Below are 26,094 nucleotides of genomic sequence, written 5' to 3' on the forward strand. Positions count from 1 at the left end.
GAACGCGGCGCCGCGGGCAGGACCCATCCTGCCCCGCGCGAAGAATTGGGAAGACCGCCCTCGTCTCGCAAGGGCGCCTGGGGTCCACCCGACAAAAATATTTTTCGGTTCCCCAAACCATCGTTCGCGCAACCTGGAACCAAAGGCTTTCGCCCGCCCCGAAGGCAGAGGAATGATTTGACCGCCAACACTCGGCTACCGATATAGAAAGCGCATAAGATTCGATTGGAGGATGCATTGCGCGATTCCCAAGCCCATCTCGCCCCGCAGCATTTCAGAACCGAAGTATCGGCCATTGGCACGATACTCGCCCTTTGGATACTGGCCCTGGCCTGGACCACCCCCCTGTCGGCGGAGGACACGGCATGCTGCGACCCTTTGGGGCCCTTCAGCACGGCGGAAACCTCCGCCCGCCATCCGGCGACCTGCGAAACGATCGGCGCCTGGATCGACCGAGCGCCCGACGGGCCGGAACGAATCAATCTGACCATATCTGGAGTGTTGTCCTATGTCGGACGGGACGATGCGTTGGCCTATCTGGTGATGTGTCCGAAGGATGGCGTTCAGATACTCTGCATCGCCTACCAGACCAACGGCATGCAGGTCGGGGACGAAGTCGTTTTCGGCGGCGGTTACAGCCGGGCCGGTCCCGACGGGATCGTTCTCGATCCTTGTTTGGCCTATCCCGAATAGCTCGCCTTGTTCCCTCCCAGCTCAGCAGATAGCCTGCGGCCCACTCGACCGAGACAGGACGATATCATGGCTCTCGCCTCCCGATTTGCTTGCCACGCCGCCACGCTATTGGCCGGCTGCCTACTGGCGGCGGGCTGTGTCACCCTCGCGCGTTCCTATGACGTGATCGAGGAGGGGCCCGCCTCCATTGCTTTCCGCGTCACGGCGGACGGGTCCGGGATCGCGCCGGTTGGGCAGCAGGTCGCCGCCGCCGCCGCACGGCACTGCGCCAAGACCGAACGCAAGGCGGTCCTGACCGAACGGTCCGAAACCAGTGACGCACTCTACATGTACTATTCCTGCCGCAAGGCGGCCGAAGAGTAATCGGCAGCCGCCGTCGCTAGCGCGGAACGAATTTGCCGTCCCGAATGGTGACGAAAAACTGCCGTCTGGTCCCGTCGCCGAATGCGTCGAAACTCAAGTCCTGCTGCAACCCTTCCAGCGGGCCTTGGGACAACAGGATATGTTTCAGACTTTCTCCGTCCTTTTGTTTCCGCAACGCGGCGAACAGCACGATGGAGGCGTCATAGGCGGCGATGCTGGCGAATCCGGGGCTGGTTTCAAACCGCGCCTGATACGCCTCACGGAAGGCGACATAGCGCGGCGACAGGTCGTCCCGGTCATAGGTTTGAAGGATCGTAATCCCCTCGACCGCCGCGCCGCCCAGGTCGATCAGCTGTTCAGACGCGGCCCATTCCACCGCCACGATCCCGACGGTCCGGTTCATTCCACGGATGTGGAGGGCCAATTGTGCGGTATCGACGCCGTTGGCGATCAGCAGCAGCGATTCCGGCTGTGTCGCCAGTAGCCTGCCAACCAGCTTTCCGTATTCCTCCGTCGCGCCGGAATCGAAACCGTCCGCAATGAGGATCTCGCCGCCCAACCGTTCGAACGCGCCGCGAAACTCATAGAGCCAACTTTCACTGAAAACCTTGTTCTGCATATCGAAGGCAGCGGAAATCCGACGCAGGCCGGTTTCGTAGAGATGGGTTGCATAGGCGCCGGCATTCTGGCGGGTAGTCGAATTCATGCGGAAGAACGGATCGTCCAACCCCGCGAAAGCCAGCGAGGATACCGTGGGGGAGAGCGTAACCAGATCGGATTGAATTATGACCGGCAGCATGCCCTGGGCGACCGCGCTGACATTGGGGCCGATAATCGCAACGGCGCCGGCATTCTTTAGATCGCGCACCTGGTCCGCGGCGAGCGCCGGGTCGCCCTGATTGTCCCGCACCAGGAGGTCCAGCTTCCTCCCATTCAAGCCTCCGGTTGCGTTCACTTCCGCAACGGCCATGTCCAGAGCATTCAGGGATTCCCGGCTGATATCCGCCGACCGACCGGAAAGCCCCCCGATAAAGCCAATGGCAATCGGCGCCGGATCGTCGCAGGCCGTCAGGAGCGCTGCACCGAGAATGAGCGCCATCAGACATCGGAGCATTTTTGCGATGGCCGAAGAACTCAGCGGTCTCACTCCCAAAGCGTGATGACCCGCAGCATTGCGGGACACTATGCCCCATCGTCCCATTCCATGGCCGCAGGCGCAATCATGCGAGCGCAATAATATGACCCCGCGCCGGATCGATCTTCAGCAACCGAACGCCAATACAAGCTCAGACCATCCGATGGGTGCGTCGCCCAAATGGGCGACCTGTCCATCAATCGAACTGTCCGGGCAGCCAAAGCGCGATTTCGGGCCACGCTATCAGGACGACGACCATTACCAGCATGGTCGCCAGGAACGGCATCGTTCCATAGACGACGTCCTTCAACCGGCCGGCTCCCCTGACCGATTGGACGACATAGAGGTTGATCCCGATCGGCGGAGTGAGGAGGGCCATCTCAAGCAATACCATCAGAACAATGCCGAACCAGACCGGATCGTAGCCCAGCGCCACGACGATTGGCGCGATCAGGGGAGTTGTGGTGATCAACATCGAGAGGGTTTCAAGAAAGCAGCCGAGAACCAGGTAGAACACGATAATGGCCGCCAAGGTTTGAAGCGGTGTCCACCCCAAATCAGCGATGAAGGTCGTTAATGTCTGCGTGAGACCGATGATGCCTAGTACGAAGTTGAGAAACATCGCCGCAACAATAATAAGCATCACCATCGCGGTCGTGCGCATGGTCCCCTCCACGGCCTGCCTCAACATTTCCACATTCAATTGTCGAGTAGCGGTGGCCAGCAAAAGTGAGATGACCACGCCCAGAGCCGCCGCTTCCGTGGGCGTCGCAAGGCCGGCATAGATCGATCCGACAACGACCAGGAAAATGAGCAGCGGCGGCAGCAGTCCGGCCAGGCTGTCCAGCCTGTCGCGCCAACTGTACCGCACCGGCTGCCCGCCCCATGACGGTCGCAGGACGCACAATGCGATCACAGTCAGCGAGAAAATCCCAGCCAACAACAGGCCGGGCAGGAATCCGGCCAGGTAGAGCGCCGATACCGATGTGTTGGTCAGCAATCCGAAAATGATCAGATTGATCGACGGGGGAATAAGAATACCGAGTGTCCCGCCCGAGGTAAGCGTGCCTAGGAACAGCCGCTCATTATAGCCGCGCTTTTCTATCTCAGGTACGGCCACGGTGCCGACTGTTGCCGCCGTCGCAACGCTGGAGCCGGAAGTCGCGGCGAAGAGGGCGCAGGCACCGATATTCGAATGCATCAAGCCACCCGGCAACCAGCCGATCCATCGGGTGAGGGATTCATACATCCGCCTCGCCACGCCGGCTCGCAGAAGGATCTCGCCCATGAAAACGAACATGGGAATGGCAACCAGCAGAAACTCCGTTGAATTTCCCCAGACGATATCGGGCAGGGCAAGATGCAGCGGTGCCGAAGAGTAGATCACGGCGAGCAACAGGCCGAGTATCGCCAGGGCCGCCGCGACAGGCAGCCCCAACCCGATAAGGACAAGCAAGGCAAGGACCGCTGTCAGCAACACGACCCACCCCCTTCCCGCTTTTCGGCGAGTTCGTTTATTTCGCGGTCAACGGCATCCGCTTCCGAAACGGGTCCGGCGATCCGAAAGAAGGCGGCGCGGTCACCGCGAATCAATTCGACAAGAGCATCTGCCGCGACAAGCAGCACCACGACAGCGAAAAGTAAAAAGCCGGCGCCCCACACTGCCTGCGGATAGATCAAGGGGGTGGCAAGCGGTGTAATCGCGGTACGGTCCGAAAGATAGGAATCCCAAGCAAGACCGACCGCCCCCCAGGCCAGCAGGCCGGACAACAATAGCATCGACACCAAAGACATCAGATCGAGGCCGATCCGAAAGCCGTCTGGCAGAGCATGGTACAGCGCCTCGATCCGGATGTTTGCCTTCTGCACGGCAGCAACGGAAAAGGCGACACTGCAGAAGGCGGCGAAGCCATATCCGGCCAGTTCGTCGACACCGCCGAGCGAGATGTTGAATGCCTTGCGCACCACGACCTCAATGGCGATCGAGAAGGCCATGAGCAGAAGAATGCCGCCGGAAAGCCAGACCAACGGGCGACACGAGCGAAGAAGCAGATCGTTCACCGCAGCCTCCTTCGGACCTAAATCCAGATTGTGAAAAAGAAGGGCGGGGCCGGAGCGCGCGCGTCTCCAGCCCCGGAAGCGTCAGTCGCGAATTTCGAGTCCGACAGCCTGACCGACGGAACGGTTCCAATCGGCAATGCAGGCCTCGTCGCATCGTTCCGCGTAGGAGGCGAGAACCGCGTTTTCGAGAACTGACTTGCGCAGGTCGTTGTCGGAGGCTGACAAGGTAACGTCCGTCAGCTTGTCCGCTTCACCCAAGGCACACTCCCCGCCGGTAAGGCAAGCCACCCCCAGCGCACTGTCCCGTTCGGCAACTTCCCAGGCCTTCCGCTCCATTTCGGAGACGCCGGCGAGGATCAGATTTCGGGTCTCTTCGTTCAGCTTGGCCCAGGTATTGTTGCTGACGGCCACATAGGAGAAGGCATAACCGGTATTCAGGCGAACCATGCTTTTCGTGACCTTGCCCCAGCCGGAAACATAGGCCGGCAGGTTCCCGGTGACAGCGCAATCCACGGTGCCCAACTGCAGAGCCGGGACGACCTCACCGAACGCGATTGTGACCGGCGTGGCACCAAGCCCGGAGATCAAGTCACTCATGGACTTGGAGTAAGACCGGACCTTCAAGCCCTTCAGGTCGCCGAGACCTTTTACATCTGTGTTGCAATACATGTATTGCGCCGGGAACGGATAGATGCCCAGCAGTTTGACCTGGTAAGTCTGGTCGAAACGATGGTCCAAGACCTCCCTAAAGGACGCGACCACGTCGCGCGCCTCGTTCCAATCCTGAACGACGCCCGCCAAGTCGATACCCTCGGCTACACGATCTTCCCCAAGATAGGAGATGATGCCGTGGGCAACGTCGAACACGCCAAGCCCCAGCATTCGCATGACTTCGAATCCTTTGAGGCCGACATCCGTCATCGGCTTCGCATCGACCGTAACCCTGCCGTCGGATGCCGCCTTGAGGCTCTCGGTCCAGTATGGTTGCTCGACTTCCTTCCACTGGTTCAGATAGCCCCAGGTACCGATCACCTTCAGGTTCACGTTGTCGTATTCGGCTTGTGCCGATCCGGCCCCGGCCAGCATCAGACCGGTCACGGCGAGAACCAAGGAACGCTTCATCGTATCAAACATCATTACCTCCCGATTTTATTGGATTATGGAAGAGACGCTGCGGTCGTGCCGGCGATCCGCCCGAAAACGGCACCCCGCAGAACCGACGTAGAACCGGTGTAGACTTGGTGATAGAGGCCGACCGTCTCGCCTGCCGCCAGTAAGCCCGGCATGACCCTGCCATCCTTGTCGACGACCTGGGCGCTGGCGTTGACCTTCAGGCCGCCGAAGGTAAAGCAGTTGGCCGATATAATCGGATAGGCCATATAGGGTGGCTTGGTTAGCGGACGCGACCAGTGGGACTTGTTCGGCAGCAACCCCGCCGTAGCGGCGTTGTCCAGCTCGAACGGCGTGAAGTCATCCATCTCGGGACAGGCCGCGTTGAAGCCGGAAACCGTCTCGGCAAGCGTCTCCGGATCGATGCCGATCTGACTCGCTAAGCCCTCAATCGTGGGCGATTCCAACGGGGGAACATCGCTTCGGATACTGGTCCGCCATCGCGGAATGTCCTCTACGGATTGATCGAAGATGACATACACAATGCCGTCCGGCTGGTCCGCAAAGCTGCGACCGATACGGTCGTAATGGGCATCGACCGTACCCGGCGCCTCGTCGATGAATCGCCGTCCCTCCTTATTGACCAGAATGCCGTACGGATAGATGAAGACGACCGCTTCAGCCTCCAGAGAGCGCGGATCGACCGGTTCGGCATGATAGGATCCGAACTCGCCTGCGGGCGCCGCGCCCGCATCCAACGCCATTCGGATTCCCTCACCCTTGTTGTAATAGCCACCTCTCGCGACCGGACGGATTCGCGACGCCTTCGGTCCGATGTAACGCGTCATCATCTCCGAATTGCCCTGGAACCCGCCCGAGGCCAAAACCGTGTTGCGGGCGCGTATGTCGATGCGACCGCCATCGTCGGCTGTACATCTGACTCCCGCGATCCGCCCGCTGTCGTCACGCAGAAGATCTTCTGCCGTCGTGCGATACAGGATGCGCCCCCCCAGGACGCCCACTTCCTTGTTGAGTCTTTCGATCAGGGCCAACCCGCCGCCGCTCGCCGCAATCCGGTGGGTATTCTGTGTCAGCAGGTAGATGGGCTGCGGTCCGAAGCTGAGGCCAAAAGCCTTAAGCCAGCCGATCGTAGCCGGAACCTTCTCCGCAAATGTGGAAATCACTTCCGGATCGGGGAACGGATGGGCCTTCACCCAGGCTGGCCAGTCGTCGTAACCGGTATTGATCCGCGCCAATACGTTCGGATCGAGATTCAAGCCACTGTTGAGGGCGAAGTGTTCCTCAAAGTCGTCGGCGATCTCCGCATCGTTCTTCATCCGCATATAGGCCTCGGTCCAGCGGGTATTGCCGCCGAAATCCTCTTCCGCGGATCGTTCCAGAACGATCACCTTCAATCCGCCTTGCAGCGCTGTGACCGCGGCGGACAGCCCCGCGATTCCGCAGCCGACCACGACAAGATCGGTTTCCAAATGTTCAACCGGCATGTTCTCTCCCCATCTTTAAATCGCGCACGGTCTCTTCATGGACCGCACACTGAACGACCTTCGTGTCGATCAACGCTTCGATTTCAGCGGCTGCGTAACCGAGTTGCCGAAGGACAGCGACCGTGTCCTGACCGACGGAGGGCGGGTTTCGAACGGGATCCCGGTTCAGCGCTTCGATCTGGATCGGCAGTTTGGGCAATCTGGCGGGGGTACCGTCCGGAAGCTTGATTTCGATCAGCCCCCCTGTTGCGGCCAGATGAGGGTCCTCGAACAAATCTTCCGGCCGCCGGATCGGGGCGAACGGAATTCGGGCCTCCTCACAGACCGCGCAGACCTCATCTGCGGTTCTGCATCCGACAAACTGTGCAAACCGTTCGAGAAGTCGCGCACGCTGGGCGATTCGTTGGTTGTTGGTATCGAGATCGGGATCGTTCGCAAGATCTTGCCAATTGGCGGCCTTACAGAAGCGTTGCCAGTGACTGTCCGTCGTAATGCCCAGAAAGACCTGCTTTCCGTCCCGGCTCTTGAACGGCTCATAGATGCACCAGGCGGATACCCGCTCCGGCATGGGAGGAACCGGCACATCGCTCTGGGCGGCATAGCAGAGATGCTGTCCCATCAGGAAAATCGTCGATTCGTAAAGCGCCGACTGGACGCATTGACCCCGGCCTGTACCTTCCCGCTGTCTCAGCGCCGCCAGGATCGCGATGACCGCGAACATGCCGCCGGCGATGTCGACGACGGACGTACCGGCCCGAAGCGGACGCCCGGTTGGCCCGGTCATGTAGGCGAGGCCGCCCATCATTTGGACGACCTCGTCCAGTGCCAGGCGGTTCTCATAAGGGCCCGGCAGGAATCCCTTGAGACTGGCGAATATCAGGCCGGAATTCAGTGCGGCCAGGCTGTCATATCCCAGACCCAACCGGCTCATTGTTCCAGGTGCGAAATTCTCGATGACCACATCCGCCTTGCGCACGAGGTCCTCTGCCACCCTGAGACCGCCTTCAGTCTTTAGGTCGACGGAGATGCTTCGCTTGTTTCGGTTGAAGTAGCCGAAGTAGCCGGTGCCAAACCCTTTCAAGGAGCGGGTCGGGTCTCCCGCCCCGACCGGTTCCACCTTGATCACATCCGCCCCGAGATCCGCGAGGATCATGCCGCAGGACGGCCCCATCACCGTGTGTCCAAAATCGAGAACCGTAATGCCGTGCAACGGCGGCTTGCGCATATCATCGACCATGGCGTTCACCCCAGAACAAAGGGGTTGGCGCGGCTAGGATTCGGCGTCATCCAGACGCTTTTTTCCTGCAGATAGGCCTTGATCGCGTCGACGCCGCCTTCGCGCCCCAGGCCGCTATGTTTCATGCCGCCGAACGGAGTTGTGAAACTGGTGGAACGATAGTTGTTCACCCATACGGTTCCGGCCTGAATACGGTCCACGCAGTCCAGAGCCCGGGCCAGATCCCGCGTCCAAACGCCGGCCGCCAAGCCGAACCGGACATCGTTGGCAATCGCGATGGCATCGTCTTCGGTATCGAAGGGAATGACGGCCAGGACGGGACCGAAGACCTCTTCCTGCGCAATCCGCATGTCATTGCGAACACCGGTCAGGATGGTCGGCGCGATGAACTGTCCGGCGCCGTGCCCTGGCCCGGACAGCGCATGGCCGCCGGCAACGCACCGTGCGCCTTCGGATTTCGCGATTTCGATATAGTCTAAGATCCTTTGCCATTGGGCGCGGGTCGCGATCGGTCCGATCTGGGTCTCCGGATTGGACGGGTCGCCGATCCTGGCCGATTTCACGATCCCGATCAGACGATCCACAACCTCGTCATGGATCGACGACTGGACCAGAAGTCGGGATCCTGCCATGCAGGTCTGACCGGCGGCGCCGAAGATGCCCGAAACCACGCCCAGCACAGCCTGGTCGAGATCTGCATCTTCGAAAACGATGTTGGGCGATTTGCCGCCAAGCTCCAGGGTCACCGGCTTGAAATCGGCTGCGGCTGCCAGACTGACCGCCCGACCGCCGGCGTCACCGCCCGTAAAGGCGATCTTCGCGGTTTTCGGATGGGCGACCAGCGCCGACCCGACTTCCGTACCGGGTCCGGTGACCACGTTGAAAACGCCCGGCGGAAGACCGGCCTGGGTGGCGAGCTTTGCCAGTTCGATCAGGGATGCCGACGTGTATTCCGACGGTTTGACAACAACGGTGTTTCCGGCGGCCAATGCCGGCGCGAGCTTCCAGGCCGTGAGCGCCAGAGGCGAATTCCAAGGCGTGATGGCCGCAACAACGCCCAGCGGTTCGTATTTTACATAGTTGAAAACCCCGGGCTTGTTGATCGGGACCACATGGCCGCCAACCTTGTCGGCAAGACCGGCATAGTAATAGAACCATTCGGCGACGTTCAGAACCTGCCCGCGCACTTCCGTGATCAGCTTGCCATTGTCCCGCTGCTCAACCGCGCCCAGGAAATCCGCGTTCTCGCGCACAAGATCGCCGAGACGCCGCAGCAAGGCTCCGCGCTGTGTTGCGGTCAGTGCACGCCACTCGGGCGCCCGAAAGGCGGCATCGGCACTTTCCACAGCCCGATCCGCATCCTCGGCCGCGCCCTTCGCGATGCGGGCCCAGACGGTGCCGGAAAACGGTTCCGTGGTATCGAACCACTTCCCCGTGCTCGGCGCGACCATCTCGCCGTCGATATACAGCCCGTACTTCACCATCGTCTCGTTACTCACATCGAACTCCAGTTTCTGAATTCTTCGGAATTGGATTCGGGCCGTCATAGAGCCATCGATAATGCGGCGGCGTCGGCCCCTTGTTTCTTTCCTGGCGCCCGATCTGCTCCCAGGCATGGGCGACGATGCCGACCGAGCGAGACAGGCAGAACAATCCGCGTGCCAGTGGCGGCGGGAATCCAAGTTCGGCGTAAACGACCGCGGTCGCACCGTCGATATTCAGTGCCAAGCGCCGTCCGATCTCGACCTCCACCGCATCGCCTACCGCCTCCGCGATATCGGCATATTTGCCGGAAACGACTCCCTCGCCGGCCGCCTTTCGAACTAGCTCGAGAATGCGCGGCGCGCGCGGGTCCACCGGTCGGTGAAACCGGTGACCGTAACCGGGGATGTGGCGAGAGCGCTCGGCTCTCCAGGACGCAACAACACGGGGCGCGGCCTGCGTCGCGGATACACCGGTCTCGATCTCTGACGCGACACGTTGGTACAGTTCCACGGCCTGTTCGCCGGCACCGCCATGCACGTCGTCCAGCAGATTGACCGCCGACGCCAAGGCACCGTTCAGTCCCAGACCACAGGTCACAGCCATACGCGCCGTCGCGATCGAAGGCGCCTGAGGCCCGTGATCGACGGCGGCAACCATCGCAACTTCCAGAAGGCGCGCCTGGCTTTCCGTGGGACGCGTGCCCCGGGTCATCAGCCATATCATCTCGCAGAACGAAAGTTCCCCGATCAGGCCTTGGATGGGCAGCCCGCGGATCCGGATTGTGCCCGGCTCCATGTCTATGATGGAGGTCCGCCACCAGGCCGCCGCATCTGTTTCCTTGCCGGACATGATTTCCCTTCTCGTCTGCGCTTCCGTGGCCCGTGATTTCCGGCCGGTATGGGTGACTGCCGTCGTTCAAAACGCTAGTGCCACCTCATCGAAACCGTCAAACTTAATTCGCACTTGTTCTATCTAACAGAACACTCATTTTGGGTAGAACCAGAACCCCAAGCTCATAACCTACTGAATGTATATAGATATTTCACATGATTTACTGATACTTACGGATTTTACACACCCCTCACACAGCATGTCAGTATTGACATTCGGTTCCGCCGCATGGCTGAATCAAGATTATATTCTGTTAGATGGAACATCTGGAATGACGGAACAAAGAGTTGAGGCGGTCGAACGCGCTCTGTCGATACTCGAGGCGTTCAGTGCGGAGCGGCAGATGATGTCGCTGGCGGACCTGTCTCGGGAGACTGGTCTCTACAAGAGCACCTTGCTGCGATTGGCAGCCTCGCTGGAGCGCTATGGGTATTTGACCCGCAACGAGCGGGGATTGTTCAAACTGGGCCCGAGTCTCTGGCGCCTAGGCTCCCTGTATCGTCGTTCCTACGATCTGGGAGAACTGATTCGGCCCGAACTCCGCAGTCTCGTCGCCGCTACGGGGGAAACCGCAAGCTATTATGTCCGGGAGGACAATGAGCGGGTCTGCCTATACCGGGAAAACTCTAAGGAATTGCTGCGCTATCACATCGATGAAGGAACCCGCCTGCCCTTGGATCGTGGTGCGGCCGCCCACGTTCTGAACCGTTATGCGGACCCAGGTGTCCGTAGGAGTCAGAAACTGACCCTGGACGACACTATAGAGACAGTGGGGGAACGGTCCCCGCACGTCGCCGCTGTCGCCGCCCCAGTCTTCATGGCGGACGGCATGCTGCGGGGCAGCCTAGCGATATCCGGCCCAATCGCCAGATTTGGGCCCGAGGCCCGCATGGCGGCACGTCACGAACTTCTCAAATCCGCGAACCGCCTATTCCTTCTCAAGGAGGGCGGGAGATAATCCCTGTGAAAGGAGTACGGAATGTCTTCCGAGAATGCCGATCTGCTCTTCGTCGTCGACCTGACCTACACCGCTCCGCTGGAGGAGATTGATCGTGCCCTGGCGGAGCATGTCGCGTTTCTCAATAGACAGTACGATGCCGGAAGGTTCCTGATGTCGGGCCCGAAATCCCCGCGCACCGGCGGCGTCATATTGGCGAAGGCAGCCAGCAAGGTGGATCTGGAGGCAATCGTCGAATCCGACCCGTTTCGCCGTGACGGATTGGCTGAAGCAACCATTACGGCCTTCGAACCACGTATGATCGCAGACACGCTCCGAAACGGGGTTCTGTTTTGAAGAGGTCGCTCTAGGCCTAGGGCCGCAGGCAGATCGAACGGGCGAGCGCCGTCATGAATCCGGCACACCGCCCGTCCCATAGGCAAAGATTGGATCGCTTCTTGTGGACAGGTCCATTCCAGGCCCAATGACCCTAAGTTACGAAGCGTCTTACGATGTTCTCTAGTAGGCGCGAAGTCGAATTCTCGAAGTCGTTCACCGGCAGGCTGCCGCAAAAGGTGATGGATCCGACCGAGAACATCGCACCGCCCGACGGGGTGTCGCAGTAGATCATATCCGCATGGATCATTTGGTCCTGGCCCATCCCGGAGGTCGTGCTGACATGGGTCAGTATTTCCTCCGGTGTCACGATATAGGTGGGCGCATGATTTTCAGACCGAGCGATGACGCTCGCGTTCTCCGGCGATCCCAGGGCAACGTCGTAACGATCCAGCTCATAGCCCGCGGCACCGGATCCGGACAGTCCCTCATCGCCGAAGATTTCTCCCTCCACGCCTTCGAAGATCCAGCGGATCTCCGGGTCATATGACGCTTCCAGGCGGCGATAATGGGAGCCCAGAAAGGTACCCTGTGCCGAAAACCCGACGCCCGTCAGGGCCTGCGGCGGCCGGCCGATCCGCCGCCAAAGGCCGCCATATTGTCCGTCCAAGGCATGATAATATTCGCCTGGCTCCGCCGCCCAGGTCCGGATTCCCCCTTCGGTGCGCCGAACCTCGGCGATGCCGGGAATGCTCTCGGACACCGCGATACGCCAATAGAAGCCGTTGCCTCCCAGATAGCATAGGCGTCCGCCGCCATCGACATAGCCCTGGAAGGCGTCGAGGCTGTTCTCGGTGTGATATTCGGGATGGGTACAGGTCAGGACCGTCCGATAGGGTTTCAGCGCATCCGGCCCGTCCTGGTGCAATTGATGGTCGGTGACGACGTCGAATTCGAACCCTTTGGCCTCCAGCCAGGCCCACAGGTGACTGTCCGCCTGATAATGGCGCAGGCCGGAGCCGCAGCCCGGCGCCAGCAGGGTCAGATAACCCGACCGCAGATTCAGCAACGGCCGCCGCCAGGAGCACAGGCAAATCCCGGTACCGTCAGGATGCAGATTGTAGCTGGATTGTCCAAACTGGCGGTATTTGTCGGGGTTGTACGGGTAAGCCCCCCAATCGGCCATTCGCTGTTCGATGGCCGGGCCGTAATCATAGCGCCCGTTATCACCGTACATCACATAGGTGAAGGTCGGGATGACGACGCAAATCCGCGATTGCGGCCGGCCGAGCGGCGCGGCGACGAAGAACGGGATAAAATCCTCATCCGTCCCGCAACGAAGCCGCATCGCATAGTTTCCGCTTCGGAAATCCTTCGGAATGTCGAAAACGAAATCGTCTTCCCAACCGCAATCGTGGCAATCATCCTCGTGAAAGTGGATTGCTGCATAGTCCTGCGGCGCGTGACGCCAGCACATCTCGCGGCCGGTCCAATCGGTCCCGGTCACACCGCGCGTCGGCATGTTAATCAGGCGCCCATGCGATGCGGTGCCGCCGACATCCACGATCCTGTCGCTGTCGATGCCCTGCGAGAAATCCCAGGCCAAAGATATCCCGCCGGCCGTCCCGTCTTCACCGAAGGCGATCCTTGGCGCCTCGATCCGTCCGTTGAAATGGCGTCGCGGTCTGCCGCCCACATTGCCGGCGGCGATGCGTATCCCCGCTTCTGCCGACGCGGTTAGCTTGGCACTGTCCTTGAAATGCGCCGTGGCATGGCCGGATCCCTCGCCCTGTTTCAAAGGCTCGAAGGACAACTCCGCCCGGCCGGCGCCAAGATCGACCTGTGCTCGCACCCGATACCAACGCCTGGTACGCATCGGTCCGGGTACCGCCAGCCGTTCCTCCCCTGAGCCCGTCCGCAAGGTCAGTCCCAACCCACCCCGGTCGACGGAAAGTTCCAACGCGAAGCCGCATGCCGGATCTCCAACCGCAAGCACGGTCTGGCGGTCCCGATCGGCCAGCATCGGCATTACCGCAGCGTCCAGTTCGATCCTGCTCAGATCGGTGCCCGCCGGCAACGGGGCCGTGGCGTAGGAGCCGGGGACGAAATCCTGGAACCGTGAAGGATAACGGCCATTGCAGGCGGCATCGATTTCCATGTGCCGGACTCCGGGGCCGTCCGGGTTCGGATCTGCGGAAATGATGCGAACCAATTGGACCTCGTAGGGTTCAGCCAATGCCGAACTGACCTTGAATCCCAGTGCCTCACCCGGGCGTGCGCCGAGGTCGTTGGCATACCCAATGATCGGGATCATCCCTTGACCGCCCCCGCTGCCAGACCGCGAATGAAGAAGCGGCTCAAGAAAGTGAACATGACGAATAGCGGCAGCGCGATCAGCGTAGACCCCGCCATCAGTTCGCCCCAGCGTAGCTCGTACAGGCCGACCATCGTGTCGAGCCCGACCGGCAGTGTCTTGTTCAGGTCGCTGCCGACCATAACCAGTGCAAAGACGTAATCGGTCCAGGACAACAAGAATGCGAAGATCGCCACCGTCACGATGCCGGGCAGGGTCAGCGGCAGGACGACCAGAAGAAAGGCGCGCAGACGCGAGCACCCGTCCACCATCGCGGCCTCTTCCACATCATAGGGAATCTGTTTGAAGAACCCCCAAAGCAGCCAGACACCCAGCGGCAGGGCCAGCGTCGTGTGAGAGATCACAAGCGAGATCAGCGTGTCCGACAGTCCGATCTCAACAAAAAGCGTGGCCAGCGGAATCGCCAACAAAAGGGGCGGAAACATATAGGCATAGAGCATCGTGCCGATGACCAGCGTCTTGCCGGGGAACCGCAGCCGCGTGACCGCATAGGCGATCAGGACGGACAGGACGATGGTAACCGCCACCGTCCCCAAGGCGACAATGACCGAATTGGCAAACCATGTCGGATAGTCCGTCAGTTCGAGGAGAACGGAGAAGTTTTCCAAGGTGAAGTTGGACGGGAAGAACTCGACATCTGTGTAAATCGTCGACGCGTCGCGGAAGCTCGTATTGATCATCCAATAGATCGGAAAAACCGAATAGAGGATGGTCAGCCCCAGAAGCGTCCCGTAACCGAGTTTGGGAAATTTGTCTCGCATCGCCCTCAATCCTTCTGGTCCAGAGGGAACAGACGGAAGTAGATCAAGATCAGCACCGACAGGATCGCGAAGGAAATCGCCGAAACCGCCGCACCGGCCCCCACGTCATACATTTCGAACGCCTGTCGGTAGGAATAGATCGGCAGCGTCTCTGTCGCCTGTTGCGGCCCGCCTTGTGTCATCAGCCAGACGATATCGAACTTGTTGAACATCCAGATCGCGCGCAGCAGCAGGACGACCAGCAGCACCGAGCGTAGCTGCGGCAACGTGATGTGCCAGAACCGTTGCCAGGGGCCGGCACCATCGATGCGGGCCGCTTCATAGATGTCTTCAGGGATCGATTGCAGCCCGGCCAGACAGGTCAGGGTAACGAAAGGTGTCCAAATCCAAACGCTGATCAGAATGACCGTGATCATCGCCAGATAGGGGTCGTCGCCCCAGGGTAGATAATCGTAGCCCAGCAGTTGCGCCCCCTTGCTGAAAATGCCGACGGACCCGTCCAGCATCCAGCGGAAGGTCAGCGAAACCACGACCGTCGGCAGCAGATAGGGCAGGACAGCGATCCCGCGAATGACCGGCATGCCGGGAAACTCGCGCGCCAGCAGCAGCGCAAAACCGATCCCCAGCACGATCTGCAGGAAAATCGTCAACCCGGCAAAGGTCACGCCGCGGCCCAGGGCCGCCCAGAATTCAGGCAGAGCCATCACCCGGGCATAATTGTCGAACCACACCCATTCCGGCTCTGAAATCAGCGATTCCCGGTGCTGGAAACTCAGTTCCAGCGCGTAATAGGCCGGATACAGGACCAGAACGCCGGTCAGCCCAAGGGCCAGGAAAAAGATGATGTAGATTATTCGATCGCTGGGCATCCGCACGATATCCCGTTCTGGTTCAATCAGCGGCCACTACCGGCCCCTGGTAGGCGACGGCCGGAGGAAAACTCCCCCGGCCGTCTTCCCGACCTTACGTGGCAATCACCTTCCGGATTTTTTCGGCGGCGGCCTTCACGCTCTCGGTCGCCGAGGTGCCGTTCAGAATACGGTCCTGCAGCATTTCCGGCAGCGCGTAGGAACGGAATACCTTGCCCGCCCGGACGTCGGGTTCCGGCCCTTCGGTGTCGATCGACCGGATGATGACGTTCGGGTCCTCCAGCACGCGTTTCTGCATCGCCAGAATGTCGCCAAAGGTTTCGAACGCCGGATGCGACTGCCAACGCGGGTCCTCGTAAATGTCCAGGCGCGTCGGCTGGTAATGAACCGGCGAGGAATGAAGGAAATTGATCAGATGTTCGTCGGAGAACCATTCGAGGAACTTCAACGCCTCGTCCGTCATCGCCGTATCGAGCACGACCCATCCGTCATAGCCGTGGTTCACGGCAAATTTCTGACCGTCTTTCGACGGGAACAGGAAGGACGAGACCTGCTGTGCCTGGTCCGGCATGGTCAGGTTCATCTGGTCGATCAGTCGCCCGGTACCCGGCGTGTGCGAAATGATTCCGCCTTGGAAATCACCGACCAGATTGGCCCATCCGGCCTGCATCGGCGACGGCGGCATGTATTGCGTCATGTCCGCCATGAAATCGAGATACTCCGCCGCCTTAGGCAGGATTTCCGGGGAGTCGAGCACGACATTCCAATTGTCGTCGAACAGCTCGACGCCATTGGCCCACATATACCCGAACGCCGTATAATTGGCCGCACCATTGCTGCCGATCGGGTGAACGATCCCGTGCCGCAGCTGGTTCTCGCCATCGCCGGTCAGGGCGGCCAGATTGCCTTGCATGGAATCCCAGTCCTTGGGCTCCTGCAGTGACTTGGCGGCGTAAAGGTCCTTGCGGTAGTTCACCCAGCACAGGTTGTAGTCGTACGGATACCAGTAATTGTCGCCCTGCATCGGGAACAGGATTCGCGGGCCCCAATCGTATTTCGAGATGACCTGGTTCAGCGGCACGATTTTCTTTTCGTTCGCCAACAGAAGAACGTCGCCGACAAAACTCAGAGTCGCGATGTCATAGGGTCGCCCGGATTGGATCGAGGCCTGCAACTTCTCGAAGGCTTTGCCGCCGGGAACGCTGTCCATCTGGACGCGTATGCCCGTTTCCTTCTCATATTGCGCGGCGGCAAAGCGCATTGCCCGCACGCTGTCCACACTCGGCTCCGCATTCAGGAACCGGACCGTCTTGTCGGCCGCCAGGACGTTCGGGGCGGATAGCGCAAAGGGCGCCGCCGCTGCCGCCGCGCCCGCGGCCTTGAGGACCGAACGCCTCGACAGCCCCTTATCGGTGGCGTGAAACGGACCTTTCATCGGATACTTCTTCACCATTGTCTTCCTCCTCCATGTGCCCAAGGGTTGTTGTTCAGATGTCCTTGGCGTCGATCGACTTCAGCGTCCGCCCGGACGAGGAGTCGAATAGGTGATACCGTCCCTGACCCAGCCGCAGCGCAACGTGATCGCCCCGGACAATGCTGTCGTTCCGGGTAATCAGCACCCTCAGCGCCGTTGCCCCTTCCCGGCAAAGCAGTAGGGTTTGCGCACCCATCGGTTCGACCAGGTCGACCCGAAGGCGGAACTCTGCCGCATCATCGGACGGCTCCGGCAGGACGGTCAGATGTTCGGGCCGAAGTCCCAGCGTCACGGCCCCCGGCGAGAGCCCGGCGGCTTGCTCGTCGGATAGCGAGATCGCGAATCCGTCGCCGGTTAGCGTCGCGCCGCCAGTGCCAATAACGATGTTGGCCTGGATCTGGTTCATTTCCGGCGACCCGATGAAGCTACCGACGAAACTGTTGGCTGGGTTGTCATAGACTTCCAGCGGGGCGCCGATCTGCTGCAGCTTGCCGTCTTTCATGACGGCAATCCGACTGCCGAGAGTCATCGCCTCCACCTGGTCGTGGGTGACATAGATCATGCTGGTGCCGATGCGGGAATGCAGACCGCCGATTTCCTCGCGCATCCTCACCCGCAGCTTGGCATCCAGGTTGCTGAGCGGTTCATCCAGCAGAAAGGCGTCCGGGTTCCGGACCAGAGCCCGGCCCAGGGCAACGCGCTGGCGCTGACCGCCGGAAAGCTGCTTCGGCTTCCGTTGCAGCAGGTCTTCGATGCCAAGGATCGACGCCGCTTCGCGGACACGCTTGTCCACATCCTGTTTCGGCGTCCCCCGCATCTTGAGCCCGAAGGCCAGATTGCCGTAGACGCTCTTATGGGCGTAAAGCGCATAGTTCTGGAACACCATGGCGATGTTCCTGTCCTTGGGGTCCAGACGCGTGACATCCCGGTCGCCAATCTTGATCGTCCCGGAGGTTGTCGTTTCCAGACCGGCCACCATCCGAAGCGTCGTCGACTTGCCGCAGCCGGACGGTCCGACAAAGACCATCAACTCGCCGTCCTGGATGGTCATGCTGACATCATCGACGACCGTCAGTTCGCCAAACCGCTTGGTTACGTTCTGAATCTCGATAGACGCCATATCAATTGTTCCGTGTTTCTTGGGATAGGGTCGTCGGCACCTGCGCGACGACGCTCTTCACGCGGCAATAGGCCTGCACCGCGACGAGGCCCTTCTCGCGGCCGAACCCCGAATGGCCGACCCCGCCGAAAGGCACTTCGACACCGCCGCCCCAGTAATCGTTGATCGTGACAGAGCCGCTCTCGAGATCCCGTGCGATTGCGAGGGCCGAGGATATGTTTGCGGTATAGATGCCGGCCATCAGTCCATATCGGGTTGCATTGGCGGCGCGCAGGGCCTCCTCCGGCCCATCGACAACCTGAACCGACAGGACAGGGCCGAAGATCTCCTCCTGAATGCAGGGATCATCATCGGACAGGTCGTCAATTACCGTCGGTCCGACGAACCACCCTTCACCGCCATCGGCATCCTGAAGCTGCTTGCCGCCGCACAGAACCGCCCGGCCGTCCCGTCGGGCACGGTCCGTAAAACCCAGGATCGTGTCCAGTTGCCGACGGGAATTGATCGCCCCCATCTTGTTTCCACGCAGCCCGTGACCGACCGTAATTTCGCCCGCGATCTCGACCACGCGGTCGACAAGTTTTCTATGGATGGCCCGATCCACCACCAGCCGCGATCCGGCGGAACAGATTTGGCCGGCGTTTTCAAAGATGGCACCCGCCGCCCCCTGGGCCGCTGCCTCGATGTCGCAATCGGCCAGAGCAATCACCGGCGATTTGCCGCCCAGTTCCATGGTCACGCTGGCGAAATGTTCGGCGGCGGCCTGCATTACTCGGACGCCGGTTTTCGTCGACCCTGTAAAGGTGACATGCGCCACATCAGGATGCGCGGACAGCGTGGCACCGACCGACGCCCCTTCCCCCAGCACGACATTACACACGCCGGGGGGAAGTCCCGCATCCGACAGCAGTCGCGCCAGCAGAATCGCCGTATGGGGTGTTGTTTCGGCCGGCTTGGCGACGACACAGCAGCCGGCGGCAAGGGCCGGGGCAATACCGCGCGCGAAGGTCGTCATCGGAAAGTTCCAGGGGATGATCTGCGCGACCACACCGACCGGCTCCAGCAAGGTCAGTCCGATCTGGCCAAACCCGACCGGCAGACTGTCGCCCTGCAGCTTGTCGCAGACCCCGGCATAGTATTCGAAGGTTCGCGCCGCGCTATGCGCATTGCCGCGGGACTCCGCCAGCGTCTTGCCGACATCGAGCGTTTCGAGCATGGCCAGTTGATCGGCGTTTTCCCGGATCAGCGCCGCCATGCGGTTCAGAATGCGGCCCCGCTCCGCCGGGGCGAGCCGTCGCCAGGCCGGGAATGCCTTTACCGAGGAGGCAACGGCAAGTTCGGCATCCGCCCTGTCACCAGCGGCAACGGCCGCAAAGGGCCGACCCAAGCCCGGATCGAAGATGTCCATCTTCTCCCCGCTCAAGGAATCCTGCTCACGACCGTCGATGAAATGCCCCGACGGAGTTCCCGCAACCGTCCCGGTCGCAAGATAATCTGCGGCTAGCGCTTCGGCCGACATGGTCATGCCGCCACCTCACTCACGGCATATTCCGATCGTGCCAGCCATTCCGGGTCCACTTCGAACCCCCAGCCCGGCGCATCGCTGACGCGCGCCATTCCCCCATCGATGCGGTACGGGTCGTTCCGCAGAACGCCGTATTGCCATGGGTAAAAGCCGGCATCCTCGATCGAGAATTCCAAATACTTCCCGGCATTCGGAATGGCGCGGAGAAGATGCATGGTGAACAGCGTCACAAGACCCAGATTGGCGGCATGCGGCGTAATCGGCATTCCCGCCTGTTCCGCCATCTTGCAAACCTGGAGAGTACGACAGATGCCCCCGAGATAGAGGATATCGGGCTGAGCCACATTCACGATGCGGCGTCCGATGATCTCCTTCCAAACCACGAACTCGCAATCCTGCTCGCCGCCGGTGACGTCCAGATCGAGCGCTTCGGTAACCTGACGGGTCTGCTCCAACTCCCAATAGGGACAGGGCTCTTCGAAGTGCTCGACGCCATTGTCCTGAAGCTGGCGGCCCAGTTCGATCGCGCGGGCCGGCGAAAGGCCGCTGTTGCCGTCCGCAAGAAGCGAAACATCGGGGCCCAGAGCCTTGCGGATGGTCGGCGCCATCGCTTCGCTGCGTCCCGGATAGACATCGACATCGTGGCCGCATTCATTGGCGACCCGGAACTTGAATGCATCGAAGCCGTGTTCGTCGCGCAGCCGGCTGAAGCGTTCCGCCTCCTGTTCCGGCGAAATGTCTCGGCGCATCGAAGACGCATAAGCCCGGATCGGGCCGGCGGTGCCGCCCAACAATACGGCAACAGGCACGCCCGCAACCCGGCCCCGCAGGTCCCAGATCGCGGTATCCAGACCGCCGATCGCACGCTGCAGATAGGACCCCGGGAATTTGTGCTCCTTCTCGGGGATCAGGGCGACCAATTGTTCCAGCTCGTCGGTGTCTCGCCCCAGGGCGTAGGGGGCGACCTGCCGGTGGAAGACCGTCGCGGTAATGTCGGAATGGTAGGTCGAGAACTGACCCCAGCCTGCATTGCCGGCCTCATCGGTGACCCGCAGGAATCCGACATACCGGTTACAGAACGTTTCCAACCGATGGATCTTCATAACTACTCCCCAAACCGTGCCCCTTACTGCCCGACTGGTCGGACGCTGGAGCGGTGTTCATTCTTGAGGAGAAGGATTTACCACTTGATTGGCCAAAACAAGTGAAGTTTTATGCCTCTAAGGCATAACAAAAATTGGGCCTTCGCCATGACCTATCGCCTACCGCCCTTGAACTGGATCCGGGCATTCGAAGCCAGTGCCCGCCACAACAGTTTCGCCGCCGCCGCACGGGAACTGAACCTGACGTCGACGGCCATCAGTCATCAGATCCGATCGCTGGAACAGCAGATTGGGCACGCCCTGTTCGAACGGCAGGCACGCGGCGTCCGATTGACCGGGATGGGTGCGGCTTATCTTCCGGGGGTTCGGGATTCGCTGGACCGGTTGTCGGCGACCACGATGAAACTGTTCGGCCTCAGCAGCGGCACGCCCCTGACCGTCAGCGCACCCTTGTCCTTCGTCTCGCTTTTCCTGGCCCCACGCATGGCGGATTTTCAGGCTCAGTATCCGCAGATACCGGTGCAGCTCTATTCCCTAGTCTGGCTCGACGCAAAGGTGGATGATTCGACCGATCTCGATATCCGGTTCGGGCCCGGGACCTGGCCCGGCTATTCGGCTAAGCTTCTGATGGAAGACAAGTCCGTCGTCGTCGTTCAGCGGGACGTGGTCGAGAAATGCGGCGGCGATGCCGGGGCACTCAGTGCGGCAATCAAGGAAAGCCCGCTGATCCATGTCGTCGGCTATGAGGATCATTGGACGAAAGCATTTGCCGAACTCGGACTTGAGGCGCCGTCCGTCAACCGATCCGTGCGGGTGGACAATTCCTTGGCTGCCCTAACTTTGGTGGCCTATGGCGCCGGTGCGGCGATCGTACTCAGATCGCATGTCCGCGAAGCGCAGAAGGCCTTGCCGATCTCGACCCCCTTCGACTTCGACCTGCCGATTCAGGAAGCGCACTACCTTATCACGCCGCAAACGCAGCGGGCGGCGAAGCCGGAGGCGCTGATCTTCGAAACGTGGCTTGAGGGTCAGATTGAGAAGACGAAACGAAAGGGTTAGGCCCGACCCTTGTTTCGGTCGGAAAGGATGATATCGGCGGCCCGCACCGCAAACATCATGACCGGAAGATTGAGGTTACCGCTGACGATATTCGGAAAGGCGGATGCGTCCGCGACCCGCAATCCGTCGACGCCGCGCACCCGAAGATCGGGCGTCAGAACGCTGCTGTCCGGATCGGCCCCCATGGCGCAGGTGCCGCATGGATGAAACACCGTTCGGGACCGCGCGCGGATATCGGCAACCAGTTCGGAATCGGACCGAACCGAAGAACCAGGCAGTACTTCCCGTTCGACGATTTCAGACAATGGGGCCGTATCTGCCAGTCGTCTGAGCAGTTTCACGGCCTCCAGCATCTCCTCCATATCCGCATCGTCGGAATAGGTGTTGGGGTAGATCTTTGGCGCCGCACGCGGATCCGCCCCCGCCAGCATGATTCGCCCCCGGCTCTTCGGCCGCACATTGGATAGGCCAAGCGCGAAGGCGGGGTAAGGGTCCGGTGCCAGAAGCGGCCGCTGATCGGACTGAGCCTCCAGCGTCGTAATCAGTTGCAGATACAATTGCATGTTCGGCAACGGCCGTTGCGCGGAACTGCGGAAGAAGGCGCCGGCCTGATTGACCGACATGGCCAAAGGCCCGCCCCGCGTGGCGAGATATCGAATACCGCTCCAAATACGCCGGTGCCAGGGGGACAATTCTTGGTTAAGAGTGGGTAGCCGTGAACGATAAAAATAGTTCAGACCGAAATGGTCCTGCAGATTTGCGCCGACATGCCGGTTGTCTACTCGGACAGGAATCCCAAATGCGCGGCTTTGGTCCGCATCGCCAATCCCGGATAGCTGCAGCAGTTTGGGCGTCTCGATGGCGCCGGCGGCAAGAATGACCTCCCGCCGCGCGACGTAGCGTTCTTCGCGCCCGTCCCGGTCGATGACCACACCCGTGCAACGGGGCCCTTCAAACAGCAACGCCTGGACAAGCGCCTTCTTCAGGACAGTGACATTCGGTCGTTGCATCGCCGGCCGGAGAAAGGCCGTCGCAGCGGACACCCTTTTACCCTGCCTGGTGTTGATCTGGTAGAATCCGGCACCTTCCTGCCGTTCGCCATTGAAGTCCGGATTGGGCGGAATGCCGATTTTGGCGCAGGCCTGGATGAACCGTCGTGACAAGGCATGGGCGTCGCGTGCCATGCTTCTTATCGGCAGGGCGCCGCCCTGACCGCGCCATTCCGATTCACCTTCGGCGCAATCGTCAATGGATCGGAAGGCCCTGGCCATGGCGACTGCGCCCCATTCCTTCGACTTGGTCGCCAGGACCCAATCCTCATAATCCTCTGCCCGACCACGGATGCAGACCATTGCATTGATCGAACTGGACCCGCCCAGCACCTTGCCGCGTGGCCAGTAGGCGGTCTGACCATTGACGCCGGGATCGGCCTCGGTTCGATAGGCCCAGTTCACACTCCTGTCGAAGAACAGTTTCCCATAGCCGATCGGGGTCGAAATCCAAAAGGAAGTATCATCACCGCCGGCTTCGACGACCAGGACCCGGCTCTGCCGATCGGAACTCAACCGTTCCGCCAATACGCAACCTGCGGATCCGGCACCGACAACAATGTAATCCGCTTCCATGAACTATCCCCTCGCCAGGAGCGAAAGCCTGAGAAAGGGGCACTCTCCAATTGTTTAACACTAAAGACAAACGAACTAAAATGGGTGTAAGGCCAAACTGAAACTGGCCAAAACGGTCGGTTCGTTTCTCGTATCCAATGCGCTACCGCTGTTGGAAGGCCGGTGTGACGCGCATCTGTCTTTGGGGTGCACTAGCGCTCTTATTCGCCAAAAACGCGTTTAGCCCCGCTCGGAGGAACGGGGCTAATATATGGTGATGCTTGGTTGCGGGGGCAGGATTTGAACCTGCGACCTTCAGGTTATGAGCCTGACGAGCTACCGGGCTGCTCCACCCCGCGTTGGGGTTGGGTATTGGCATGGTGTTGGTTCCCATGGAAGACTTGGCGGCGACCTACTCTCCCGCGGCTTAAGCCGAAGTACCATTGGCGCAGGAGGGTTTCACGGCCGAGTTCGGGATGGGATCGGGTGCTGGGCCCTCCGCTATGGCCACCAAGTCGTCGATGGGAACCAAGAGGAAGTATTGAAGCTGTTGGGATATGTTTTGCGTGATAGCCGGATCCGATGGATTGGACGGCGTCTCTCGCGAGATTGTCTATTTGGTTTGGTGCCCACTCGCCTAAGCGTTTGGGTAGATCCTGTTTGGGATTTACCGTCATGCGAAGGGGAGATGGAAGCCATTCGAGCAATTAGTACCGGTAAGCTTCACGCATTACTGCGCTTCCACACCCGGCCTATCGACGTAGTGGTCTACTACGGCTCTCAGGCGAGACCTGGTTTTGAGGGGGGTTTCCCGCTTAGATGCCTTCAGCGGTTATCCCGTCCATACATAGCTACGCGGCAGTGCCACTGGCGTGACAACCGCTCCACCAGAGGTATGTCCATCCCGGTCCTCTCGTACTAGGGACAGATCCTCTCAAGTCTCGAACACCCACGGCAGATAGGGACCGAACTGTCTCACGACGTTCTAAACCCAGCTCACGTACCTCTTTAAATGGCGAACAGCCATACCCTTGGGACCTGCTCCAGCCCCAGGATGAGATGAGCCGACATCGAGGTGCCAAACACCCCCGTCGATGTGGACTCTTGGGGGGTATCAGCCTGTTATCCCCGGAGTACCTTTTATCCGTTGAGCGATGGCCCTTCCACGCGGGACCACCGGATCACTAGGACCGACTTTCGTCTCTGCTCCATCCGTCGATGTCGCAGTCAAGCGAGCTTATGCCCTTGCACTCGTCGAGCGATTTCCGACCGCTCTGAGCTCACCTTCGCGCGCCTCCGTTACTCTTTGGGAGGCGACCGCCCCAGTCAAACTACCCACCACGCAGGGTCCCGGGCCCGGTTTCACGGGCCGCGGTTAGACAACAAGAGCGTCAAGGGTGGTATTTCAAGGATGACTCCACCAAGACTGGCGTCCTGGTTTCAACGTCTCCCACCTATCCTACACATGACGGTCCTGTTGCCACTGCGAAGCTATAGTAAAGGTTCACGGGGTCTTTCCGTCTGACCGCGGGAACTCCGCATCTTCACGGAGAGTTCAATTTCGCTGAGTCCGCGTTGGAGACAGTAGGGCAGTCGTTACGCCATTCGTGCAGGTCGGAACTTACCCGACAAGGAATTTCGCTACCTTAGGACCGTTATAGTTACGGCCGCCGTTTACCGGGGCTTCAATTCGACGCTCTCACATCTCCTCTTAACCTTCCGGCACCGGGCAGGCGTCAGACCCTATACGTCGTGTTAGCCACTTCGCAGAGCCCTGTGTTTTTAGTAAACAGTCGCCACCCTCGTTTCCGTGCCCCCTCACACTGGTTGCCCAATGCAAGGGCCCCCTTATCCCGAAGTTACGGGGGTATTTTGCCGAGTTCCTTCAACGCGGTTCTCTCAAGCGCCTTGGTATACTCTACCATCCCACCTGTGTCGGTTTCGGGTACGGTCTATTCTCGGGGCTATTTCCAGGGACCGCTTCATCGCCCGCCCAATCCGATAAGGACGAACAATTGCCGCGATCCGTCAACTCCCGAGAGGCCCAGGAATATTAACCTGGTTCCCATCGACTACGCCTTTCGGCCTCGCCTTAGGGGCCGGCTCACCCTGCGCGGATTAGCCTTGCGCAGGAACCCTTGGGATTTCGGCGAGAGTGTTTCTCACACTCTTTATCGCTACTCATGTCAGCATTCGCACTTCCGATATCTCCAGGACCCCTCGCGGGTATCCCTTCACAGACCTACGGAACGCTCCGCTACCACTCCATTAAGGAGTCCGCAGCTTCGGTGTACGGCTTGAGCCCCGGTACATCTTCGGCGCAAGGCGGCTTATTTAGACCAGTGAGCTATTACGCTTTCTTTAAACGATGGCTGCTTCTAAGCCAACGTCCTGGTTGTCTTGGCCTCCTCACATCCTTTCCCACTTAGCCGTAACTTGGGGACCTTAGCTG

The 26,094-nt window shown here is 60.3% G+C and carries 21 protein-coding genes, 1 tRNA gene and 2 rRNA genes (1 of these 24 running past the window's edge); 5 read left to right on the forward strand and 19 right to left on the reverse strand.

What is annotated here, in order from left to right; genetic code table 11:
• Nucleotides 1–237 precede the first annotated feature (237 nt).
• Complete coding sequence (locus ACO06O_RS13495) at nt 238–693, forward strand: hypothetical protein (RefSeq protein ID WP_421880619.1); 456 nt, start codon at nt 238–240, stop codon at nt 691–693.
• 66 nt (nt 694–759) lie between these two features.
• The gene (locus ACO06O_RS13500; RefSeq protein WP_421880622.1) at nt 760–1,056 is read left to right on the forward strand and encodes a hypothetical protein; all 297 of its coding nucleotides are present in this window, start codon (nt 760–762) and stop codon (nt 1,054–1,056) included.
• 16 nt (nt 1,057–1,072) lie between these two features.
• Here the strand turns inward: ACO06O_RS13500 and ACO06O_RS13505 are convergent, their stop codons facing one another.
• The 8 genes from ACO06O_RS13505 to ACO06O_RS13540 form a co-directional block, all read right to left on the reverse strand.
• The gene (locus ACO06O_RS13505; protein WP_421880625.1) at nt 1,073–2,155 is read right to left on the reverse strand and encodes an ABC transporter substrate-binding protein; all 1,083 of its coding nucleotides are present in this window, start codon (nt 2,153–2,155) and stop codon (nt 1,073–1,075) included.
• 232 nt (nt 2,156–2,387) lie between these two features.
• Complete coding sequence (locus ACO06O_RS13510) at nt 2,388–3,671, reverse strand: TRAP transporter large permease (protein ID WP_421880629.1); 1,284 nt, start codon at nt 3,669–3,671, stop codon at nt 2,388–2,390.
• Nucleotides 3,662–4,252, reverse strand: coding sequence for a TRAP transporter small permease (locus ACO06O_RS13515; protein WP_421880632.1), 591 nt, complete (start codon nt 4,250–4,252; stop codon nt 3,662–3,664). Before ACO06O_RS13515 ends, ACO06O_RS13510 begins: the two co-directional genes overlap by 10 nt.
• An 81-nt stretch (nt 4,253–4,333) precedes the next feature.
• Nucleotides 4,334–5,374 (reverse strand): TRAP transporter substrate-binding protein, encoded by a 1,041-nt coding sequence (locus tag ACO06O_RS13520; RefSeq protein WP_421880634.1) that lies wholly within the window; start codon nt 5,372–5,374, stop codon nt 4,334–4,336.
• Between the two features lie 35 nt (nt 5,375–5,409).
• Nucleotides 5,410–6,867, reverse strand: a complete 1,458-nt coding sequence (locus ACO06O_RS13525; RefSeq protein WP_421880637.1) for an FAD-dependent oxidoreductase — start codon at nt 6,865–6,867, stop codon at nt 5,410–5,412.
• A complete protein-coding gene (locus ACO06O_RS13530) occupies nt 6,857–8,104 on the reverse strand; it encodes a CaiB/BaiF CoA transferase family protein (protein ID WP_421880640.1) in 1,248 nt (415 codons plus the stop codon). Before ACO06O_RS13530 ends, ACO06O_RS13525 begins: the two co-directional genes overlap by 11 nt.
• Before the next feature lie 5 nt (nt 8,105–8,109).
• Nucleotides 8,110–9,603 (reverse strand): aldehyde dehydrogenase, encoded by a 1,494-nt coding sequence (locus ACO06O_RS13535; RefSeq protein WP_421880642.1) that lies wholly within the window; start codon nt 9,601–9,603, stop codon nt 8,110–8,112.
• Nucleotides 9,596–10,438, reverse strand: coding sequence for a citryl-CoA lyase (locus tag ACO06O_RS13540; protein ID WP_421880645.1), 843 nt, complete (start codon nt 10,436–10,438; stop codon nt 9,596–9,598). The genes ACO06O_RS13535 and ACO06O_RS13540 overlap by 8 nt, the downstream gene beginning before the upstream one ends.
• Nucleotides 10,439–10,751: 313 nt before the next feature.
• Between ACO06O_RS13540 and ACO06O_RS13545 the strand changes: the two genes are divergently transcribed.
• A complete protein-coding gene (locus ACO06O_RS13545) occupies nt 10,752–11,438 on the forward strand; it encodes an IclR family transcriptional regulator (RefSeq protein ID WP_421880647.1) in 687 nt (228 codons plus the stop codon).
• Between the two features lie 21 nt (nt 11,439–11,459).
• On the forward strand, nt 11,460–11,774 hold the full coding sequence (locus ACO06O_RS13550) for a YciI family protein (protein WP_421880650.1): 315 nt from the start codon (nt 11,460–11,462) through the stop codon (nt 11,772–11,774).
• A 133-nt stretch (nt 11,775–11,907) separates the two neighbouring features.
• Here ACO06O_RS13550 and ACO06O_RS13555 read toward each other — a convergent pair whose 3' ends face one another.
• The 7 genes from ACO06O_RS13555 to ACO06O_RS13585 all read right to left on the reverse strand — a co-directional run bounded on the left by ACO06O_RS13555 (nt 11,908) and on the right by ACO06O_RS13585 (nt 20,979).
• Nucleotides 11,908–14,067: a N,N-dimethylformamidase beta subunit family domain-containing protein gene (locus tag ACO06O_RS13555; protein WP_421880653.1), complete on the reverse strand. Its 2,160-nt coding sequence runs from the start codon at nt 14,065–14,067 to the stop codon at nt 11,908–11,910.
• Nucleotides 14,064–14,888, reverse strand: coding sequence for a carbohydrate ABC transporter permease (locus ACO06O_RS13560; protein ID WP_420418449.1), 825 nt, complete (start codon nt 14,886–14,888; stop codon nt 14,064–14,066). Before ACO06O_RS13560 ends, ACO06O_RS13555 begins: the two co-directional genes overlap by 4 nt.
• 5 nt (nt 14,889–14,893) lie before the next feature.
• Complete coding sequence (locus ACO06O_RS13565) at nt 14,894–15,757, reverse strand: carbohydrate ABC transporter permease (RefSeq protein WP_420418450.1); 864 nt, start codon at nt 15,755–15,757, stop codon at nt 14,894–14,896.
• Nucleotides 15,758–15,851: 94 nt separating this feature from the next.
• The gene (locus ACO06O_RS13570; protein ID WP_421880656.1) at nt 15,852–17,210 is read right to left on the reverse strand and encodes an ABC transporter substrate-binding protein; all 1,359 of its coding nucleotides are present in this window, start codon (nt 17,208–17,210) and stop codon (nt 15,852–15,854) included.
• 34 nt (nt 17,211–17,244) lie between these two features.
• Nucleotides 17,245–18,351, reverse strand: a complete 1,107-nt coding sequence (locus ACO06O_RS13575; RefSeq protein ID WP_421880660.1) for an ABC transporter ATP-binding protein — start codon at nt 18,349–18,351, stop codon at nt 17,245–17,247.
• A gap of 1 nt (nt 18,352) precedes the next feature.
• Nucleotides 18,353–19,876 (reverse strand): aldehyde dehydrogenase family protein, encoded by a 1,524-nt coding sequence (locus tag ACO06O_RS13580; protein ID WP_421880663.1) that lies wholly within the window; start codon nt 19,874–19,876, stop codon nt 18,353–18,355.
• A complete protein-coding gene (locus ACO06O_RS13585) occupies nt 19,873–20,979 on the reverse strand; it encodes a mandelate racemase/muconate lactonizing enzyme family protein (RefSeq protein WP_421880666.1) in 1,107 nt (368 codons plus the stop codon). Before ACO06O_RS13585 ends, ACO06O_RS13580 begins: the two co-directional genes overlap by 4 nt.
• 147 nt (nt 20,980–21,126) lie before the next feature.
• Between ACO06O_RS13585 and ACO06O_RS13590 the strand changes: the two genes are divergently transcribed.
• On the forward strand, nt 21,127–22,038 hold the full coding sequence (locus tag ACO06O_RS13590; protein ID WP_421880668.1) for a LysR substrate-binding domain-containing protein: 912 nt from the start codon (nt 21,127–21,129) through the stop codon (nt 22,036–22,038).
• Here the strand turns inward: ACO06O_RS13590 and ACO06O_RS13595 are convergent.
• From ACO06O_RS13595 to ACO06O_RS13610, 4 genes are all read right to left on the reverse strand, one after another.
• Nucleotides 22,035–23,663: a GMC family oxidoreductase gene (locus ACO06O_RS13595; RefSeq protein ID WP_421880671.1), complete on the reverse strand. Its 1,629-nt coding sequence runs from the start codon at nt 23,661–23,663 to the stop codon at nt 22,035–22,037. The genes ACO06O_RS13590 and ACO06O_RS13595 overlap by 4 nt on opposite strands.
• A 261-nt stretch (nt 23,664–23,924) precedes the next feature.
• Nucleotides 23,925–24,001: transfer RNA gene (locus ACO06O_RS13600), tRNA-Met, on the reverse strand.
• A gap of 40 nt (nt 24,002–24,041) precedes the next feature.
• A 5S ribosomal RNA gene (gene rrf / locus ACO06O_RS13605) occupies nt 24,042–24,157 on the reverse strand.
• A 171-nt stretch (nt 24,158–24,328) separates the two neighbouring features.
• A 23S ribosomal RNA gene (locus ACO06O_RS13610) occupies nt 24,329–26,094 on the reverse strand (it continues 973 nt past the right edge of the window).

Origin of the sequence: Pacificispira sp. (genome assembly GCF_965228185.1) — a bacterium.
Lineage (GTDB): Bacteria > Pseudomonadota > Alphaproteobacteria > UBA8366 > Aestuariispiraceae > Pacificispira.

What these genes read in the sequence shown, in the direction of transcription:
- ACO06O_RS13595 (WP_421880671.1), bottom strand. Translation starts at nt 23,663, where the DNA reads ATGGAAGCGGATTACATTGTTGTCGGTGCCGGATCCGCAGGTTGCGTA.
- ACO06O_RS13585 (WP_421880666.1), bottom strand. Translation starts at nt 20,979, where the DNA reads ATGAAGATCCATCGGTTGGAAACGTTCTGTAACCGGTATGTCGGATTC.
- ACO06O_RS13540 (WP_421880645.1), bottom strand. Translation starts at nt 10,438, where the DNA reads ATGTCCGGCAAGGAAACAGATGCGGCGGCCTGGTGGCGGACCTCCATC.
- ACO06O_RS13580 (WP_421880663.1), bottom strand. Translation starts at nt 19,876, where the DNA reads ATGACCATGTCGGCCGAAGCGCTAGCCGCAGATTATCTTGCGACCGGG.
- ACO06O_RS13555 (WP_421880653.1), bottom strand. Translation starts at nt 14,067, where the DNA reads ATGATCCCGATCATTGGGTATGCCAACGACCTCGGCGCACGCCCGGGT.
- ACO06O_RS13545 (WP_421880647.1), top strand. Translation starts at nt 10,752, where the DNA reads ATGACGGAACAAAGAGTTGAGGCGGTCGAACGCGCTCTGTCGATACTC.
- ACO06O_RS13550 (WP_421880650.1), top strand. Translation starts at nt 11,460, where the DNA reads ATGTCTTCCGAGAATGCCGATCTGCTCTTCGTCGTCGACCTGACCTAC.
- ACO06O_RS13560 (WP_420418449.1), bottom strand. Translation starts at nt 14,888, where the DNA reads ATGCGAGACAAATTTCCCAAACTCGGTTACGGGACGCTTCTGGGGCTG.
- ACO06O_RS13505 (WP_421880625.1), bottom strand. Translation starts at nt 2,155, where the DNA reads ATGGCGCTCATTCTCGGTGCAGCGCTCCTGACGGCCTGCGACGATCCG.
- ACO06O_RS13565 (WP_420418450.1), bottom strand. Translation starts at nt 15,757, where the DNA reads ATGCCCAGCGATCGAATAATCTACATCATCTTTTTCCTGGCCCTTGGG.
- ACO06O_RS13520 (WP_421880634.1), bottom strand. Translation starts at nt 5,374, where the DNA reads ATGAAGCGTTCCTTGGTTCTCGCCGTGACCGGTCTGATGCTGGCCGGG.
- ACO06O_RS13590 (WP_421880668.1), top strand. Translation starts at nt 21,127, where the DNA reads ATGACCTATCGCCTACCGCCCTTGAACTGGATCCGGGCATTCGAAGCC.
- ACO06O_RS13575 (WP_421880660.1), bottom strand. Translation starts at nt 18,351, where the DNA reads ATGGCGTCTATCGAGATTCAGAACGTAACCAAGCGGTTTGGCGAACTG.
- ACO06O_RS13500 (WP_421880622.1), top strand. Translation starts at nt 760, where the DNA reads ATGGCTCTCGCCTCCCGATTTGCTTGCCACGCCGCCACGCTATTGGCC.
- ACO06O_RS13570 (WP_421880656.1), bottom strand. Translation starts at nt 17,210, where the DNA reads ATGGTGAAGAAGTATCCGATGAAAGGTCCGTTTCACGCCACCGATAAG.
- ACO06O_RS13525 (WP_421880637.1), bottom strand. Translation starts at nt 6,867, where the DNA reads ATGCCGGTTGAACATTTGGAAACCGATCTTGTCGTGGTCGGCTGCGGA.
- ACO06O_RS13530 (WP_421880640.1), bottom strand. Translation starts at nt 8,104, where the DNA reads ATGGTCGATGATATGCGCAAGCCGCCGTTGCACGGCATTACGGTTCTC.